Origin of the sequence: Thermosipho atlanticus DSM 15807, from assembly GCF_900129985.1 — a bacterium.
Classification (GTDB): domain Bacteria; phylum Thermotogota; class Thermotogae; order Thermotogales; family Fervidobacteriaceae; genus Thermosipho_A; species Thermosipho_A atlanticus.
This window is the reverse complement of sequence record NZ_FQXN01000003.1, coordinates 166,972-183,095: the sequence shown is the minus strand read 5'-3', so window position 1 is coordinate 183,095 and position 16,124 is coordinate 166,972. Positions and strand designations below refer to the sequence as shown.

The 16,124-nt window shown below is 30.9% G+C and carries 15 protein-coding genes; 3 read left to right on the top strand and 12 right to left on the bottom strand.

Going from position 1 to position 16,124, the window contains the following annotated elements:
- Positions 1–4 precede the first annotated feature (4 nt).
- The gene (gene lepB / locus BUB65_RS04875; RefSeq protein ID WP_073072863.1) at positions 5–874 is read left to right on the top strand and encodes a signal peptidase I; all 870 of its coding nucleotides are present in this window, start codon (positions 5–7) and stop codon (positions 872–874) included.
- 16 nt (positions 875–890) lie between these two features.
- On the opposite strand, the gene BUB65_RS04870 is transcribed toward lepB, so the two are convergent.
- From BUB65_RS04870 to BUB65_RS04840, 7 genes are read right to left on the bottom strand one after another with little or no spacing between them, the layout of a single operon-like run.
- Entirely contained in the window at positions 891–1,670 is a 780-nt protein-coding gene (locus tag BUB65_RS04870) for a Rossmann-like domain-containing protein (RefSeq protein WP_073072862.1), read from the bottom strand.
- A gap of 17 nt (positions 1,671–1,687) precedes the next feature.
- Positions 1,688–2,320, bottom strand: coding sequence for an N-glycosylase/DNA lyase (locus BUB65_RS04865; protein ID WP_073072999.1), 633 nt, complete (start codon positions 2,318–2,320; stop codon positions 1,688–1,690).
- 39 nt (positions 2,321–2,359) lie between these two features.
- Positions 2,360–3,007: a thioredoxin-dependent thiol peroxidase gene (bcp, locus tag BUB65_RS04860; protein WP_073072861.1), complete on the bottom strand. Its 648-nt coding sequence runs from the start codon at positions 3,005–3,007 to the stop codon at positions 2,360–2,362.
- Positions 3,000–3,464, bottom strand: coding sequence for a hypothetical protein (locus BUB65_RS04855; RefSeq protein ID WP_073072860.1), 465 nt, complete (start codon positions 3,462–3,464; stop codon positions 3,000–3,002). The genes bcp and BUB65_RS04855 overlap by 8 nt, the downstream gene beginning before the upstream one ends.
- Before the next feature lie 12 nt (positions 3,465–3,476).
- A complete protein-coding gene (locus BUB65_RS04850) occupies positions 3,477–4,535 on the bottom strand; it encodes an NADH:ubiquinone reductase (Na(+)-transporting) subunit F (protein ID WP_234946782.1) in 1,059 nt (352 codons plus the stop codon).
- Between the two features lie 19 nt (positions 4,536–4,554).
- Complete coding sequence (locus BUB65_RS04845) at positions 4,555–7,020, bottom strand: alpha-amylase family glycosyl hydrolase (protein ID WP_073072858.1); 2,466 nt, start codon at positions 7,018–7,020, stop codon at positions 4,555–4,557.
- 54 nt (positions 7,021–7,074) lie between these two features.
- Positions 7,075–7,890 (bottom strand): GAF domain-containing protein, encoded by an 816-nt coding sequence (locus BUB65_RS04840; protein ID WP_073072856.1) that lies wholly within the window; start codon positions 7,888–7,890, stop codon positions 7,075–7,077.
- A 111-nt stretch (positions 7,891–8,001) separates the two neighbouring features.
- On the opposite strand from BUB65_RS04840, the gene BUB65_RS04835 reads away from it, so the two are divergent.
- Positions 8,002–8,562: a nitroreductase family protein gene (locus BUB65_RS04835; RefSeq protein WP_073072854.1), complete on the top strand. Its 561-nt coding sequence runs from the start codon at positions 8,002–8,004 to the stop codon at positions 8,560–8,562.
- A 14-nt stretch (positions 8,563–8,576) separates the two neighbouring features.
- Complete coding sequence (locus BUB65_RS04830) at positions 8,577–9,197, top strand: HAD family hydrolase (RefSeq protein ID WP_073072851.1); 621 nt, start codon at positions 8,577–8,579, stop codon at positions 9,195–9,197.
- Positions 9,198–9,271: 74 nt separating this feature from the next.
- Here BUB65_RS04830 and argF read toward each other — a convergent pair whose 3' ends face one another.
- The 5 genes from argF to rgy form a co-directional block, all read right to left on the bottom strand.
- A complete protein-coding gene (gene argF / locus BUB65_RS04825) occupies positions 9,272–10,210 on the bottom strand; it encodes an ornithine carbamoyltransferase (RefSeq protein WP_073072849.1) in 939 nt (312 codons plus the stop codon).
- Positions 10,211–10,262: 52 nt separating this feature from the next.
- Positions 10,263–11,597, bottom strand: coding sequence for a cyclic 2,3-diphosphoglycerate synthase (locus BUB65_RS04820; protein ID WP_073072848.1), 1,335 nt, complete (start codon positions 11,595–11,597; stop codon positions 10,263–10,265).
- Positions 11,598–11,786: 189 nt separating this feature from the next.
- Positions 11,787–12,215: a transcriptional regulator gene (locus tag BUB65_RS04815; RefSeq protein ID WP_073072847.1), complete on the bottom strand. Its 429-nt coding sequence runs from the start codon at positions 12,213–12,215 to the stop codon at positions 11,787–11,789.
- The gene (locus BUB65_RS04810) at positions 12,212–12,934 is read right to left on the bottom strand and encodes a KaiC domain-containing protein (RefSeq protein WP_073072846.1); all 723 of its coding nucleotides are present in this window, start codon (positions 12,932–12,934) and stop codon (positions 12,212–12,214) included. The genes BUB65_RS04815 and BUB65_RS04810 overlap by 4 nt, the downstream gene beginning before the upstream one ends.
- A complete protein-coding gene (gene rgy, locus BUB65_RS04805; RefSeq protein ID WP_073072845.1) occupies positions 12,927–16,025 on the bottom strand; it encodes a reverse gyrase in 3,099 nt (1,032 codons plus the stop codon). Before rgy ends, BUB65_RS04810 begins: the two co-directional genes overlap by 8 nt.
- Between the last annotated feature and the right edge of the window lie 99 nt (positions 16,026–16,124).

Genomic DNA, 16,124 nt, shown 5'->3' with positions numbered 1-16,124 from the left:
TTTTATGAAAAAAACTCCCTCACAAATTTTTAAAGAAATTACAATTACCCTTTTATATGCAATTGTTGCAGCAACTATTATCAGGCTTTTTGTTTTCGAAACTATGATGGTCCCCACAGGTTCAATGATCCCAACTATAAACATTGGGGACCGTCTTTTCATTGAAAAAATTACTTATCAAGCTAGAGAACCAGAAATTGGAGAAATCGTAGTTTTCTGGACACCTTTCCGCGATGAAAGAGCTGAAAAAATGTTAAGAACATTCGATAAAATGATGGACATATTTTCTCCAAGCGAATTCAAGGGACACGTAAAATACGTAAAAAGGCTTGTTGGTAAAGAAGGTGACGTTCTTACATTAAAAAAAGTTAATGGAAAATGGAAACTCTTTGTTAATGGAAATATCCCTGAAAATCTTAAAAATGTAAATTATGAACCTGATGGTGTATTCAAATATCCAAACTTATGGAAATATCTCGATGAAGCTAGTAGATTAAGAGATAATGAACAAAAATACAGAAACTATTTGTATGCAATAGCATTAAAAGAAGGTTCAGAACTTGCAAATATTATATTTAGCATAGTTGGTGGTATGGATCCAGTTCCATATGGTATCCCATATTATGAATACGTAGACAAATATATTAAACCTAACAATATAAAGTTTGATGACTACATATGGGTTGAAAATGGACAAGTTTATGTAAAAATTCCCAAAGGTTTTTATTTCTTTATGGGGGACAACTCTTCAGAGAGCCTGGATAGTCGATACTTTGGATTTGTTCCTAAAGATGCGGTGATTGGAAGACCAATTCTAAGAATTTGGCCTTTAAATAATTTTGGTCCTGTTCAACCATTACCCATAAAAGAATAAAGCCTCGTATGAGGCTTTATTCTTTTATTAATACAACTTTCTCAACAGCTTTTTCTGCAATTATTTTTTTAGTCCCAGCACCTTTAGAAACCAAATCGAATAATTTATCGGGGTCTACAACTTCTACACCTGCGAGAATTTTTACATTAAACACATTGGGAGTTAATGGTGTGGAAGGTCCTATAATTGCTATTCTTTCAGTATTTACATACTTTAATACCCAATCTATCGAACCATTAGTTACTGCTGAACCTGTAATAACCACCACAGTACATTTGGGTAAGAAATCTACAACAGCCCAATCAGGGAAAACTTCTTCATTTTTTCTATTTCTATCAAAAATTAAAATATCCCAAACTAATGGTTTCCATAAATTAATCAAAGGAGTTATTTCACCTATCATTCCCACTATATCTTCAAAACTTACTCCTAAAAATTTACTAATATCTCCTTTTTTATACATTTTTTTAATTTCAGGAACTGAAAAAGTTGCATTCAAAGCTGCATATGCAACTGACCTTAACAATGGATCAGCTGAAAATAAACCTATTTTTAACAATTCTTCAGTTTTCATTCCAATTTTTACTTTACTTTGAGGATTACCAGTATCACCAGTGCATTTATAAAATTCTTCACATCTTCCTAATGTATCACCTTTATTTGTATAACTAACACCTGCTCTCCCGTCACTTAGCTTTACTGCTGTAAGCCCCACGCCAATTACGAAATCTTCTAAAGTAGTTCCATTAACATATTTCAGTGCTTCATTAAACAACTTCTGAGTAATTGTACTCAACTAAATCACCCTCCTGTTTATTTTTCTACAACTCCTTTCAAATAATACCAAAGATACAAATCAAACTTACCTGGACACTCTCCAAATTCTTGTGCCACTTGTTTAAAAATTTTTTCAATACTTAAATACCTATTTTTATTCCAACTTTTTGGTATTTCCTTAATTAAATCATATTTCTTCAGTAAACGCAAAACATGCTTATCAAGAATTGCTACGTCACATTTTCCGACATTCCTTAAAAAATGAGAAGATTCTTTCCAACCAATTCCTTTAATATTATTTACTAAAAATACACGTGCATCATTAGTATCATTAGAAACAATCTCTTTTAATTTTCCTAAAATCCATCTATTTTCATATATGTACTTTGACCTTGCTTTGGGAAACCTGTGCCCAACTTTTCGCAAAGCATTTTCAAGTTCCTCTAAATTTAAAGTTAAAAAACCATCTTTTATTTCTTTCTGAGCTTTTATCCCATCTTTAGCTGTCCAATTAGCTGTCAAAATACAGAAAGATAGTTCAATAAATAACTCTTCTTCTGTACCATTTTTACCCAAATTCTCAAATTCCGCCCATCTTTTTTCAACTTCTTCTTTAGCATTACTGTAAATTCTCTTTATTTCTTCAATTAATTCTCCAACATTTTTAATTGCTACCACCCCTAGAAAAACAACTAACAAAAACAGCTGTTATTTTGCTTTATAATAACAGCGTTTTGGACTTTCAACTTTTCCTTCTTCTTTTAACTTTTTAATTATCTTCGAAACTTCCTTTGAATCAAGTCCAGCTTTTTTAGCAATTTCACCTGGCCTCATTTCTTTACCTTCATTTTTCAACACATCCAAAACAAGTTTTACTTTATCCTCCATAATTATCCCTCCCTTTAATTCTTTTAATTTCTCTAAGACTTGTTTCACATGACCATTAACTTTTACTTTTCTCCAAACATGTCTAATCTTCCCTTCAGGATCAATTAAAAATGTTGTCCTTATTGTCCCATAATATTCTTTACCATAATTTTTCTTCTTCCCCCATGCTCCGTACAACTCATGAACTTTATGCTCTTCATCACTTAGTAAGATGATATTTAACTTATATTTTTCAATAAATTTCTTATGCTTCATTGATGAATCCTTGCTAATTCCAATGATTACCGCATTTTCTTTATCAAAATCTTCTCTATATTGACTAAAATCCAATGCTTCCCTCGTACATCCTGGCGTGTTATCCTTTGGATAAAAATATAAAACAATCCACTGACCCTTAAAATCGTTCAAACAAGTCATATTTCCATCTTTATCCGGCAAACAAAAATTTGGGGCTTTCTTATCAATCAAAAGCCTCACCTCCAAAAAGAATTTCCTTAATCTCCATCGGCTCTAGTCTAAATTTCGACCCTTTTCCTTGTAGAAAATGATGCACTTCCAAAAGATGAACAGACAGTTCACTAAACGTCATAGATTTATTTATTTCAGAATTAGTCACAACTGCTATTACTTTTCTAAAAATCCCATCCTGAAATGGGCATGGTAAAAAACCCCTAGCTTCATATACTATAACTTCAAATTTTCCAAATCTCACAGGTAATTCAAAACCTTTTTTACCATTATTTAGCAATTCTCTCATTTTTTTAGCAACAACCTCAAAATTCAATCCAAGCTTTGTCATCTCACGTTCATCATCTCTTATTATTTCCACAATATTCCTACTATCATTCCCTAAAAACCCTTCAGCTGTTATAACTCCTGGTTTCATATTTTCTTGAATCTTAATTATCTCAGGTGTTAATTCCATATCACCAACCCCTTAAGCAAATTTATCATAATATACTTTATCAATCCCATGCTCTTTAAGCAATTTTTCACATGCATTTATCATCCCCGGACTACCGCATAAGTACGCTTCTTTGGAAGTTCCTTTATCAATTACCCTTTCCAAATATTTTACCATAACATCAGTAACTAAACCAATTTCGCCATTCCAAAGTTCAGGATTTTCTGGTTCAGAAATAACCGGAATAAAATGAAATTTTTCCCATTTTTTCTCAATATCTCTAAATAAGTCAACGTAAAACAGATCTTTTTCAGTACGAGCTCCAAAAAAGTACCACACATGTCTATGTGTCAGCCCTTTTTCCAACATATCCAATATAATAGACTTTATAGGTGCCATCCCCGATCCACCGGCAACACAAATTACATCTACATTAGTATCTCTTAAATAAAAATCACCTAATGGACCTATGATTTCCAATTTATCTCCCTCTTTTAAGTAGTTGTGTATATAAGTTGTAGCAATTCCATCAGGAACTAAACGTATCAACAGTTCTATTTCATGTTTTTTGCTTGGCAAAGAAGCTATAGAATATGCTCTTTGGGTAGATTGTTTAATTTGACCATATGGTGGAATTACTATCTGAACATACTGACCAGCCTTAAAATTAAATTCTTCAGAAAACTGTATCTTCAATTCTTTGATATCATGGGTAACATCTCTTATTGAAACTACCCTACCAAAATATTTATTTACACTAAATAATTTTTCAGGAAGAATTATTTCTATATCTCTCTCTACAGTTACCTGACATGCAAGCCTTACGTTGTCTTCAATTTCATCTTTTGACATATGTGAAAGTTCCTTAGGAAGATAATCTCCAACATCAGTGTTCACTTTGACTTTGCAAGCTCCACAAATTCCTCTACCTCCACACACTGATGGAACAAAGATTCCTTGTGAAGCCAAAGTAAATAGTAGGGAGTTTCCAGGGCTAACTATTAATTTCTTTTTCCCATTATTAATATTTATGATCACTTTATTATGAGTATCCATTTTTGAATTTGTTGATTCTTTGTCAAAAAATTCCATTCTATCACTCCCGTATAGTTTATTCATCTTTTAGAATTAAGGTTATATCATCCATTATATAAGGATCAGTCTCTTTACCACCGCCTATAACATAAGCTTTTGGTTCTTTATAAATTGGTCTAAATCTTGCTTCAACCCCATCATAGTCCCATGAAGTTATGTAAATTTTCCAATTATTAAAACTTTCAGGATTATCAAAAGCATATCCCTTAATTATTATTTTTACCCATCCATTGTCCACAGAGACATCTGGAGATAAAATTTGATTTCCAAATTTTTTTGCACTTGCGCCTTCTGCTGAATACATGGCTGAAGACCATCCTGTAACAAATATTTCATAATCCCAGTCTTCTATTTCATAATTTTGGAATGGGAGGACCCTTGCACCTTTTTTCGTGGGAACATCGATAAAAATTTGGTATGTCACATGATCAAAACCATTAGGTGGATTCCAACTTGTCGTTAGATTCCTTGGCTTTATGTACAATATTAAAGTAGAACCAATCTTTTCAACTTTAGCGCCAACAATATCCATTTGCCTTTTAAAAGAAGGATCCGTTGGATATAGATATCTTCCAAATGGGCCTTTATCATCATTAACTGGATCAAGTGCAAAAGTTAATTCTTTCTTTTGAATATCAATGTAAAAATTCATTTCTTCAAGATACTTAATTTCTTTTATACTTTTTCCTCTCAATTTAAAAAGAATTTTATGTTCTCCAGGATCAAATTTGTATGGATCAATTAAAAAGGAAAACTTTCCATCCTCAACTTCTATTTTCTTTTTGGAATTATATTTTCCATCAATATAAATATAAACGATTTTTGCATTTGTTTTACCTTCTACTACAAACTCATCTTTTATAACCATATTGTTCTCAAGATTTACAGTAAAATCAAAATTAACATCTTTAACTTCCGCTTTTTCATTCGAAATTTCATATACAACTAGACTCCTTTCAGGTACTATTATTGATAGCTGTCCTCCATTTTTTATGGTAATGTTATACGACTGACCTCTAAAGTTGTAAATAGGTTTTAAAATTGTACCTTCTTCTAAATCGGTCTTCACATTTGCAATCTTTTTTTCATTTGCAGTATTCATAACAACCAATAATTTTTGTTCTTCACTTTCCAACAAATATATCAAAATACCCGAAGTTTTCTCTGAATAAATAGGTTTAACCTTTCCATATCTTGTTGCAGGATTTTGTTTTCTAAAAGCAATAGCTTTCTTTAAGAACTTATAAATATCACTTTCTTGATTAAAATGATCTATATTTTTCGAACCCCATCCATTTTTAAACATTGAAGCTCTTGTCTCAGTAAAATACTGCTCGGTACCGTAATAAATAACGGGCATACCTGGAATTGTCATCAAAAATAACAAGGCTTGTTCTAAAACGACCGGTTGTGTTCCATTTAAAAATCTTTCCATATCATGGTTATCAATAAATGTAACTAAAAGACCCTTGTTTAAAAGTTCGTTTCTCTTTTCTAACCTGTATGCTAGATATTTTGTAGGTTGCCCACCTTTGATTACACGTTTTATTTCTTCATTCAATGGAAAGTCAAGCATAGCATTAAAACCATTATCGAAATATGAACTTATTTCTTTTTCAGCATCATTGTTAAGAGGCTTGGAAGTAAGCCATACTTCTCCAAATGATATGAAATTGTCTTTCACAGAATATATTCCATTCTCACTTAAAAAGAAATCCCTCCAAAAATCTTTAGGCACATACATTGCAGTATCAACTCTAAAACCGTCCACTCCAACTTCTTTTATCCAATATTTATATGAATCTTTTAACGCTTTTCGAACAATTGGATTTTCAGTATTTAAATCATCTAAACCTGAAAGTTGATTGTTTAATCTTTGTTTTGGATCTTTATAATCTTTAATATCTTCGGTCCAATGATATATATTCATATTTTTTTGCTCTGGATCATCAAAATTATTTAAATTGAACGGGTACTGAGTAGGTGCACTTGTTGGAATACTATTTCTATTTAATTCAAATTTACCATTTCTAAACCTAAAGTAATTTCCAACATGATTGACAACAATATCTTGGATTAACGCCATTCCATTCTCATGTAAAACTTTTGCTAACATTTTATAATCTTCTAAAGTTCCAAAATGTTCATCAACTTGTTTAAAATTTCTTGCCCAATATCCATGGTATCCCCCATAATTAACCCATGGATCCCACCATTGATTTGCAACTGGCGGAGTTATCCATATTCCATCAACTCCTAAACCTTTTATATAATCAATTTTTTGGATTATTCCCTCTAAATCTCCGCCACTGAATTTTGCCCCATCTTTAGGATTATATTCCTTATATCCCTGATCATTGTTCGTAGGATTACCATCGTTAAAGCGATCTATCATTATGAAATAAATAACTTTGTCTTGCCAATTGGAAAATACTAAAAGAAAAAATGTTAATAGTAATAATACAACAAAAAATTTCTTCATAAATTTCCCTCCCGTTAACATCCCAAACATCTTAATATTTTAATATATTATTATTTAAACAAAACTTTTTTCATATATATCGGTTTTTTGAAAAACATCCGACAAAATATTTGAAACTATACCTGCAATAAATTCAAAAACTTTTCTATCAAATGCATCTTCTCTTTCCCAACTATCTGCTACTAAAAATCCTATACATTCATTATCAACAAATATTGGAATTGATATTAGTGATTTTATCCTTGTTAAATTACCAAATTTCGTAAGTTTTTCAGCAATTTTTTCCCTTCTTTTAGTAGAAAAATGAAATTCTTCAACAATTTCGTCAAGTTTTATTACAGTTACTTTTTCAAATCTTTCTGGAACAAAATCTTCCTTTCTTAATTTCAAAGCTTTCAATCCTCTCATATCATGATTATAAGCGGCTATGTATCTAAAATACCCATCTTTATCCTTTAATATTAAACTGGCAGAATCAACATTTGGGAAACTTTTTACAAAATTTTTTAATAAAAATTTCCAATCTTTTCTAGTAAATTTTCCGGAAAATAACTTTTCCAAATATCCTTCTTGCACCACTTTTATAAATTCCAAAACATTTCTGTAAAATTCAAATTCTTTAAATTTAGATATTTCCTGAAATGAAAACATCATATTTCCATTCTTTAATTTTACATAAACAACCTTAAAAACTCTCCCGTTATAATCAAATTCAAATTGTCCTTCATCATTTTCACGCAATGCTTTCTTATTTTCAACAAAAAATAATTTAAATATTTTTTCTGATTCTATTTTTGCATATTTACTATAAACAATTTCGACACCTTTTTCATTTTTCACTACAACAATATCAGTAAGTTTATACAGCAATTTTTCTAAGATATTATCACCCCTTTCCTAAAATATTATACTATATATTTAATAAAATTTAATCTTCTATGATATAATCATTAATGAATTTTTATTAGGGAGGTAACAACAATGATTTTTGAATTTGCTAAAAGGCGAAGAACTATAAGAAAATTCAATAACAATATTCCACCGTTAAATGATATTTTATATGCAATATCAACTGCAAAAGAAGCTCCGTCAGGAATGAATTCCCAACCATGGCATTTTCTACTAATTACCAATCAAAAGATAAAAGATAAAATTAGAGAAATTGCTGAAAAAGCTGAAAAAACATTTTATGAAAACTCAAAGGGGAAATTAAAAAATTTTTTATTAAATCATAATATTAACTGGAAAAAAGAATTTTTATCTAATGCCCCATATCTCATTTTGGTTTTTTCAGATAAACGATTCCCATTTTCAAAAGAATCGACATGGTTATCAATAGGATACATGTTACTTGCACTTGAAGAAAAAAATCTTTCGACAGTAACTTATACTCCACCCAACCCCAAAGAAATTTCAAAAATTGTTAATGCTCCAACTCTTTACAATCTTGAAGTTATACTTCCCATTGGTTATCCAAATGAAAACAAAAAAAAGTTAAGTAGAAAAAAGTTAGAAAAAATTTTAAATTATGATAAATTTTGAGGGGAGGAATTATCATGTATATATTTCTTGATTACGACGGAACAATCGTCGAAACACCTGAGCAAGATTTTATGAAATTATACTTTCTAGAATTGAGTAAAAAATCTCAATTACCTATTGAATATATTTATAAAATGGTAATGAGTTCTATCGAAGAAATTCTAAAAAATCAAAATCCTGAAAAGTTTTTATTCGATAGTTTCCTAGAAGTTATTGTTTCAAAAGACAAATACGACAGGGAGTTTTGGTATAACCTTTTCTTTGATTTTTACGAAAACGAATTCGATAAAGTAGGAAAAGTAATGAAACCCAATAAAAAACTTGTTGAAAAGATTAAAACAACAAATAAAAAATTAATATTTGCTTCCAACCCTTTATTCCCTGAAATTGCCACATTAAAAAGGATAAGATTTGTTGGTCTTAAACCTGAAAACTTTACCTACATAGCTCACATGGAAAATTCACATTTTGCTAAACCAAATCCATTATTTTTCAAAGAAATCATGGAAGAATTGAATATCTCTCCTAATGAATGTGTAATGATTGGAGATACAGAATATGATAAATCATGCGAAAAAGTAGGAATAAAATTTTTCCACATAAGTGAAGAAGATAAATGGGAAAAGATATTTTAATTTATTTGAAGATAATAAAGGCCCTCTTTTGTAGAGGGCCTTTATTATACTTTTCTATAATTCAAGAATTCTAGTTATATTGTTGCAAGCATTAAAGCTTTAATAGTATGTTTCCTATTTTCAGCTTCGTCCCAAACTTTACTTTGATTTCCTTCAATTACATCAAATGTAACCTCTTCACCTTTTACCGCTGGCAAACAATGCATAAAAATCGTTTCTGATTTTCCAGTTTTTTCCATTACCTTTTCATTGACTTGATAAGGCATCAACAATTTTCTTCTCTCTTCTGCTTTGCTTTCTTCACCCATTGAAGCCCAAACATCTGTATATATAACATCTGCACCTTTTACTGCTTCATCAACATTATCTGTAAACTCGATTTTTGCACCTGTATCTTTTGCTATTTCTAAACATTTTTTTACCAGCTCTTCATTTGGCCTTAATTCCTCAGGGGAACAAATTACGTAATGAAGTCCCATCTTTGCTGAACCAATCATCAATGAATTTGCCATATTATTTCTTCCATCACCCATAAATACCATTTTTATTCCTCGTAATTTTCCGAAATTTTCTTCAATAGTCATAAGGTCAGCTAAAACCTGCGTTGGGTGATACAAATCAGTTAATGCATTATAAACAGGCACACCTGAATACTTGGCCAATATTTCGACAGTTTCTTGTTTAAAACCTCTAAACATAATTGCATCAACCATTCTACCTAAAACTCTAGCTGTATCTTCTATTGATTCTTTTGCACCAAGTTGAATATCTTGGGTAGATAAGAAGAGTGGATGGCCTCCTTCTTCGCCAAAAGCAGTTTCAAATGCAACTCTTGTTCTTGTAGATCTTTTCTCAAAAATCATCGCAAGAGTTTTTCCTTTAAACCTTTGATGCACAATACCAGCTCTACTATCAGCTTTACATGTCTTTGCTAATCCAAGCAAATAATTAATTTCATCGGGAGTGTAATCTAATAATGTAAGTAGAGACCTTCCCTTTAAATTCATTCCCATTTTTACCCCTCCTGCTTAAAAGTTAGCGGGGAACAATCCCCGCTAATTTATTTTAAAGCAAACCTTTTTTACTCAAAAATTCCTTTATTATATCTTCAAGATTTGGTTTTCCTATTTCTTGAAGTTCATACGTAATTCTTACTGCTGGTTTATTTAATTTAGCTACTCTTCTTAAATCTATTGGTGTACCAATAATTACTAGATCAGCATCTGATCTGTTAATTGTTTCTTCCAATTCTTTCATTTGTTTTTCGCCATATCCCATTGCTGGGAGGATACTATCCAAGTGAGAATATTTCTTATATGTCTCAATAATAGAACCTACAGCAAATGGCCTTGGATCAATAATTTCTGCAGCTCCAAATTTCTTTGCTGCAACATATCCGGCACCGTATCTCATTTCTCCATGGGTTAGAGTTGGACCATCTTCAACTACTAACACTCTTTTTCCCTTAATCGCTTCTGGATCTTCAACAAATATTGGTGAAGCTGCATCAACCACTAAAGCATTTGGATTCCACTTTTCAATATTTTTTCTTACAAGCTCAATACCTTCGATATTTGCAGTTTCTTCTTTGTTGATAACAATAACGTCAGCCATGAGAAGATTTGCCATACCAGGATAATATGAAATTTCATGGCCTGCCCTGTGAGGATCTACAACTGTAATCAAGAGATCGGTTTTGTAGAACGGAAAGTCGTTATTTCCACCATCCCAAAGAATAATATCGGGATCTTCAGCTTCAGCTGCTCTTAAAATTGCTTCGTAATCAACACCAGCATAAATTACACTATTTCTATCGATATGTGGTTCATATTCTTCTCTTTCTTCAATTGTACATTTATGTTTATCAAGATCTGAATAATCTGCAAATCTCTGAACTTTTTGAGCTACAAGGTCACCATATGGCATTGGATGTCTAATAGAAATAACTTTTTTTCCTAATCCTCTTAATATATCCAAAACCCTTCTTGTAGTTTGACTCTTTCCACAGCCTGTTCTAATTGCACAAATAGAAATAACTGGTTTTGTTGATTCTATCATCGTATTGTTTGGACCCATCAATTTAAAATCTGCTCCAGCAGCAAGAACCGTTTCTGCTTTTTCCATAACATATTGATGTGGAAGGTCACTGTATGCTAAGATAACTTCATCAACGTTATGTTTTTTAATAAGCTCAACAAGCTTTTCTTCAGGTTCAATTGGTATACCATTTGGATATAATTTTCCAGCAAGTTCTGCTGGGTAAACCCTTCCTTCAATATCTGGGATTTGTGTAGCAGTAAATGCTACAACCTCATAATCAGGATTATCTCTAAAATATGTGTTGAAATTATGAAAATCGCGTCCTGCTGCTCCCATAATAATTACTCTTTTTTTGGCCATGAACACACCTCCTAATTCTTTAATATATTGTTTGCCATAAAAAGTATAACCAAAAAATTTAAAAATATCAACCAATTTTTTTAGAAATTAAGTAATTTTATGCATCTTATACTTATTTATGCTTTTTTATGCATAAGTATGCATAAGTATGCGTATAAAAATAACTGCGGGGTTTCAACCCCCGCAGTTTCAGTCCAATATCTCATCAATTTTATTATAAATTTCTTTAAGTAAATTCTTTAATCTAATATTTTCTTCTTTAAGTTTGTTGTTTTCCTCTATAAGCATGCTAAAGTCAACTTGAATATCATTAATCTTTCCACTTTTAATTAAATCATACGTTTCTTTTACAAGCTGTCCTGCTTTGCTTTCTCCCTTTAAATGCTTTCGTATTGTTTGCTCAGTTCTCCCAAGCTCTTCAGCAATTTCCGTAATTCTCATTCCAGCTTTTTCTCTTGCAATAGCTCCTGAAGCAACAGCAAGGCTATCCACCCATGTGAGCCTCTCCGAAGGATCCTTAATTAATGCTAAAACTTCCTTTCGAAAAAGTGTAGTAAATAAAAGAATACTTTCCAATTTATGAATTTCTTGTCTACCAATGGGATTTAGTGGTATCATCCTACCACCTCCCTACCATTAGTTATTAATATTCCATTCTCTGTAATTTCAAATGAGTGTCTTTTCAATGAATGCTTCGTCCCTCTCATTTTCCAAATTATTAAAGTCCTTTTTAATTCACCTTGAATTTCATCTAAATCTAATCTAATAATTCCATCAACTCCATGTTCAACACCAGGCCCCCCAAATCCTCGCTCATCAACGCTTATTTGACTAACTAATAAGGAAGTACAACCCAACCCCGCCAGAACTCTTTTAAGTTGTAATATAATATTCCTAGCAAAAGCTGGTTTATTTAAATACAATGTGGTTACTGAATCTATAACCACTCGCTTGGCATCAATATCTTTAATTGCTTGTCTCAAAACATCTATAAAATCCCTTAAATCTGTTAAATCCATGACTATATACTTTTCAAATTCTTTTGATTTTCCAACTCCAGCTGTAAAAGCATCAACCATAGCAAATAATCCTTGCTCCTCAAAAGGCTTAATATCCCATCCAAACTGTTTCATATTTTGTCTTACTTGTATGGGATGCTCTTCTAAGGCAACGTAAATTCCTGATTCACCATTTTGCAACCCATACCACAAAAACTGTTGTGAAAATATCGATTTCCCAGTTCCTGGCCCTCCACTTAACAAGACAACATTTTTTTCCGGAATTCCCCCATATAAAATCTCATCTAATCCCTCAATCCCTGTTTTTATCTTATTCATAACCACCCCCCCTTATCTCTTCGTACATTTCTTTCAGAACCATTTGGTATTCTCTTTCTCCTCTTTCTACCTCATCCATTATTAATTCCAAATTTCTTGTTGTCTCTTCTGTTATAAACTTTTGATAATTTTTACTAAGATATTCGAATACCATTTTTCCCAAGTTTGTTGGTAAAATTCTATTAAATTTATCTTCAATTATGTATTTTCTCTCAAACAGTACAGAAATTATCTTCGCATATGTTGAAGGCCTTCCTATATTTCTTGACTTCATCTCTTCTATTAAAGTTGATTGTGTAAATAACGAAACTGTATGCTTTTTGAAAGTTCGTTTTTCAACAACTTTTGCTTCTTCCATTTTTGATATGACCTTAATTGGTTGAAAAATGTTCCAACCACTTTCTAAAATTTCAGTTACAATTTCTTCTTCTTTTTTTACAGTTTCAGTTTCAATAAGCAATTTTGCTTTTTTTACTTTAACTTCCCTAGATTGACTTGCTAAAAATCTATTAAAAATCTCTTTATAAATCAAAAGATGTTTTTTGCTAATCGTTATCAACCTCTCTTCCATCATTTCCTTTAACTCTTCAGGATCAATAGGTTTTACAGGCCTTATAGCTTCATGAGCACCCTCATCACTCCAACTTCGAGCTTTAAAAATATTTTCCATTTTCTTTGATTTGAGATATTTTTCTGCAATTTTTTGACCATTTAAAGAAACTCTAATAGAGTCCGTCCTATGGTAAGTAATAAACCCTTTCTCAAAAAGTTCTTGCAGAATTTCCATAATATAATTAACAGATAATCTATATTTTTTTGAAATTTCTGAAAGAATTGTTGACGTATTGAAAGGTGGTAAAGGATTAATAGTATCTTCAAATGTTTCAATAATACTTATTTTTACATCTTTTTGTTTACCTTCAAGTTCAATTTTTAATCCATTATTAAATGAGAAAAGTGTAAACGTTTTTACATTCTTTTTGTAATCTTCTTCTCTTTTTATGATCCAACCTAATACTGTACTTTGAACTCTCCCTGCCGAAAGCAACTTTTTAAAATGTTTTTGTAATTTTTGACTTAGTTCAAAACCGATCCATCTATCTCCAACTCTTCTCACTACCTGGGATTTAACCAAATCTTCTCTCAATTTTCTTGGTTCTTCCAAGCCATTTCTAAAACCTGTCCTTGTTATTTCATGCATTTCCATTCTTTTAATATTCCTATTTACCGGATAAAGAAACTGGACTACATCGTACGCAATCTTTTCACCTTCTACATCCGGATCTGAAGCAATTAGTATTTCATCAACCTCCATTGCAAGTTCCCTCAAACTTTTTATTATTTCTACTTTATTATCTATCTCTCTTGAATCACATTTTGGACATGTCTCAGTATCATCGACAAATTGATATCCACAATTTTTACATCGTTTTAAAGTATTATAGACTGGAACAAATTTTTCATTCTTTATTTCAATACCATGGTAACCATTTCTCGTTACAAGATCAAAAGTATGCCCACGAGTTGCAGTCAAAATTACAAGTCCATCCTTTGTAACAGTTTCAAAGGCAAATAAACCGTTCATTTGCCTTACCGATGATATCCCAAAAAACTTTGCAATTGTTTCAGCTTTTGTAGGGGATTCTACCACTATTAATCTTGATTTACTTTCTGGTATTGTATCTAAAACAAGCATTCTTGATTCTTCTACTTCTTTTATTAATTTATCTAGATCAATTTCATTAAAATCAAAAAATTCCTCATCGGAGAACCAAACTAATCTTGATAATAACTTTTCATACAGATCATCATTTTCTTCAAAAACTATACTTAAACCTTTTACCAAATTACCTTTTAAAAGCCTTGATGTTCTTCCAGTAGCTTGCACATATGTATAAAAATCAGGTATTATTAAATCTTCATCTTTCAATTTAAACTTTGGGAGCCCCCAAAAGATTGAGAATTTTATCCTTTCAGGTAAATCAATTCCTCGAACTAATTTACCATAATATGAAGAAATACCAATCAATATATTCAAATCTTTATTTCTGAACCTCTCAAAATTTTCATCAAATTTCTCCCAACTTGTCCCAATTTTAAAACCCTTTTCTTTAAGTTTACCTTCTAAGTATTTTCCTTCTTCTTCGTTTGAAACATAGATTACAATTCCATCTTTTAAAATCTTTAATATATCAATCAACTGTTTTAAATTCTTTTCCTTAATCCTTACATGTGTTATGTTTCTTGAAAGATAAGTTGCTCTTCCCAAATTAAAATTAAAAATATATCTAAATAAAAGTGGTTTTAACCCTTTAGGTTTTGCAGTAGCTGAAGAAATAACTAAAATTCCATGCGGAGTATTACCAAAAACGGGTTTTTCACCCTTTTTAATTTTTTCAATAGTTTCTTTTAATATTTCTTCAGAAACACCGGTAAGAGAAATTATAGTTTCAATATTTTTTGATGATTTCAACACGGAATCTACATCATCAACAAATACAAAATCAAAATATTTATCTTTCAAACTTTCACGTCTTTTCGAAATAAATTGAGTTGATACTACCAGAATATCATAATCATCTTCTTCGAAACATTTTTCAAACATTTTTTTGTCATCTTTTTTCATATTTGACAAATAAAATAACAATCTTACATTACTTTCAAACCTTTTCAATTTATCAACAACCTGTTTGACCAAAGAAATTGTAGGAAGTATAAGTATAGACTTCTTTTTTTGTTTTGATAGCCAGAGAGAAATTGTAATTCCAAAAGTTGTTTTCCCAACCCCTGTAGGAGCAACCATTGTAAAGCTTTTTAAATTAATTACTCTTCTTGCCCATATTCTTTGATAACCATTCAAGGTACTACCCACTTTTTCTCCAAAAAATTTTTTAAAATCTTCAAAACTCTTTTGAAATTTAATATAAGTACTTAATTTTTGAAGTTTACCATTCAATTTCAAAGTTTTTTCAAAATCTTTTGGCACTTTTGGCAAACATTTTTCGCAAGGTAACCCTTTTAAATTTCTATTGTCTGTATTAACACCCTCACAATTTATACATGTATGATAATATTTCAAACCTAATGGCATATAATACCCCCTTCAAATATTACCCTACTTGACATTAGTTTATCATATTTAAATCTTAAATTTGATAAAAAGTATAATATCAAACAACAAAATAGTGAA

Excerpts from the sequence above, each read along its gene's own strand:
- lepB (WP_073072863.1), top strand. The coding sequence starts at position 5 with ATGAAAAAAACTCCCTCACAAATTTTTAAAGAAATTACAATTACCCTT.
- BUB65_RS04855 (WP_073072860.1), bottom strand. The coding sequence starts at position 3,464 with ATGGAATTAACACCTGAGATAATTAAGATTCAAGAAAATATGAAACCA.
- BUB65_RS04850 (WP_234946782.1), bottom strand. The coding sequence starts at position 4,535 with ATGGAATTTTTTGACAAAGAATCAACAAATTCAAAAATGGATACTCAT.
- BUB65_RS04845 (WP_073072858.1), bottom strand. The coding sequence starts at position 7,020 with ATGAAGAAATTTTTTGTTGTATTATTACTATTAACATTTTTTCTTTTA.
- BUB65_RS04835 (WP_073072854.1), top strand. The coding sequence starts at position 8,002 with ATGATTTTTGAATTTGCTAAAAGGCGAAGAACTATAAGAAAATTCAAT.
- BUB65_RS04830 (WP_073072851.1), top strand. The coding sequence starts at position 8,577 with ATGTATATATTTCTTGATTACGACGGAACAATCGTCGAAACACCTGAG.
- argF (WP_073072849.1), bottom strand. The coding sequence starts at position 10,210 with ATGGGAATGAATTTAAAGGGAAGGTCTCTACTTACATTATTAGATTAC.
- BUB65_RS04820 (WP_073072848.1), bottom strand. The coding sequence starts at position 11,597 with ATGGCCAAAAAAAGAGTAATTATTATGGGAGCAGCAGGACGCGATTTT.
- BUB65_RS04815 (WP_073072847.1), bottom strand. The coding sequence starts at position 12,215 with ATGATACCACTAAATCCCATTGGTAGACAAGAAATTCATAAATTGGAA.
- BUB65_RS04810 (WP_073072846.1), bottom strand. The coding sequence starts at position 12,934 with ATGAATAAGATAAAAACAGGGATTGAGGGATTAGATGAGATTTTATAT.
- rgy (WP_073072845.1), bottom strand. The coding sequence starts at position 16,025 with ATGCCATTAGGTTTGAAATATTATCATACATGTATAAATTGTGAGGGT.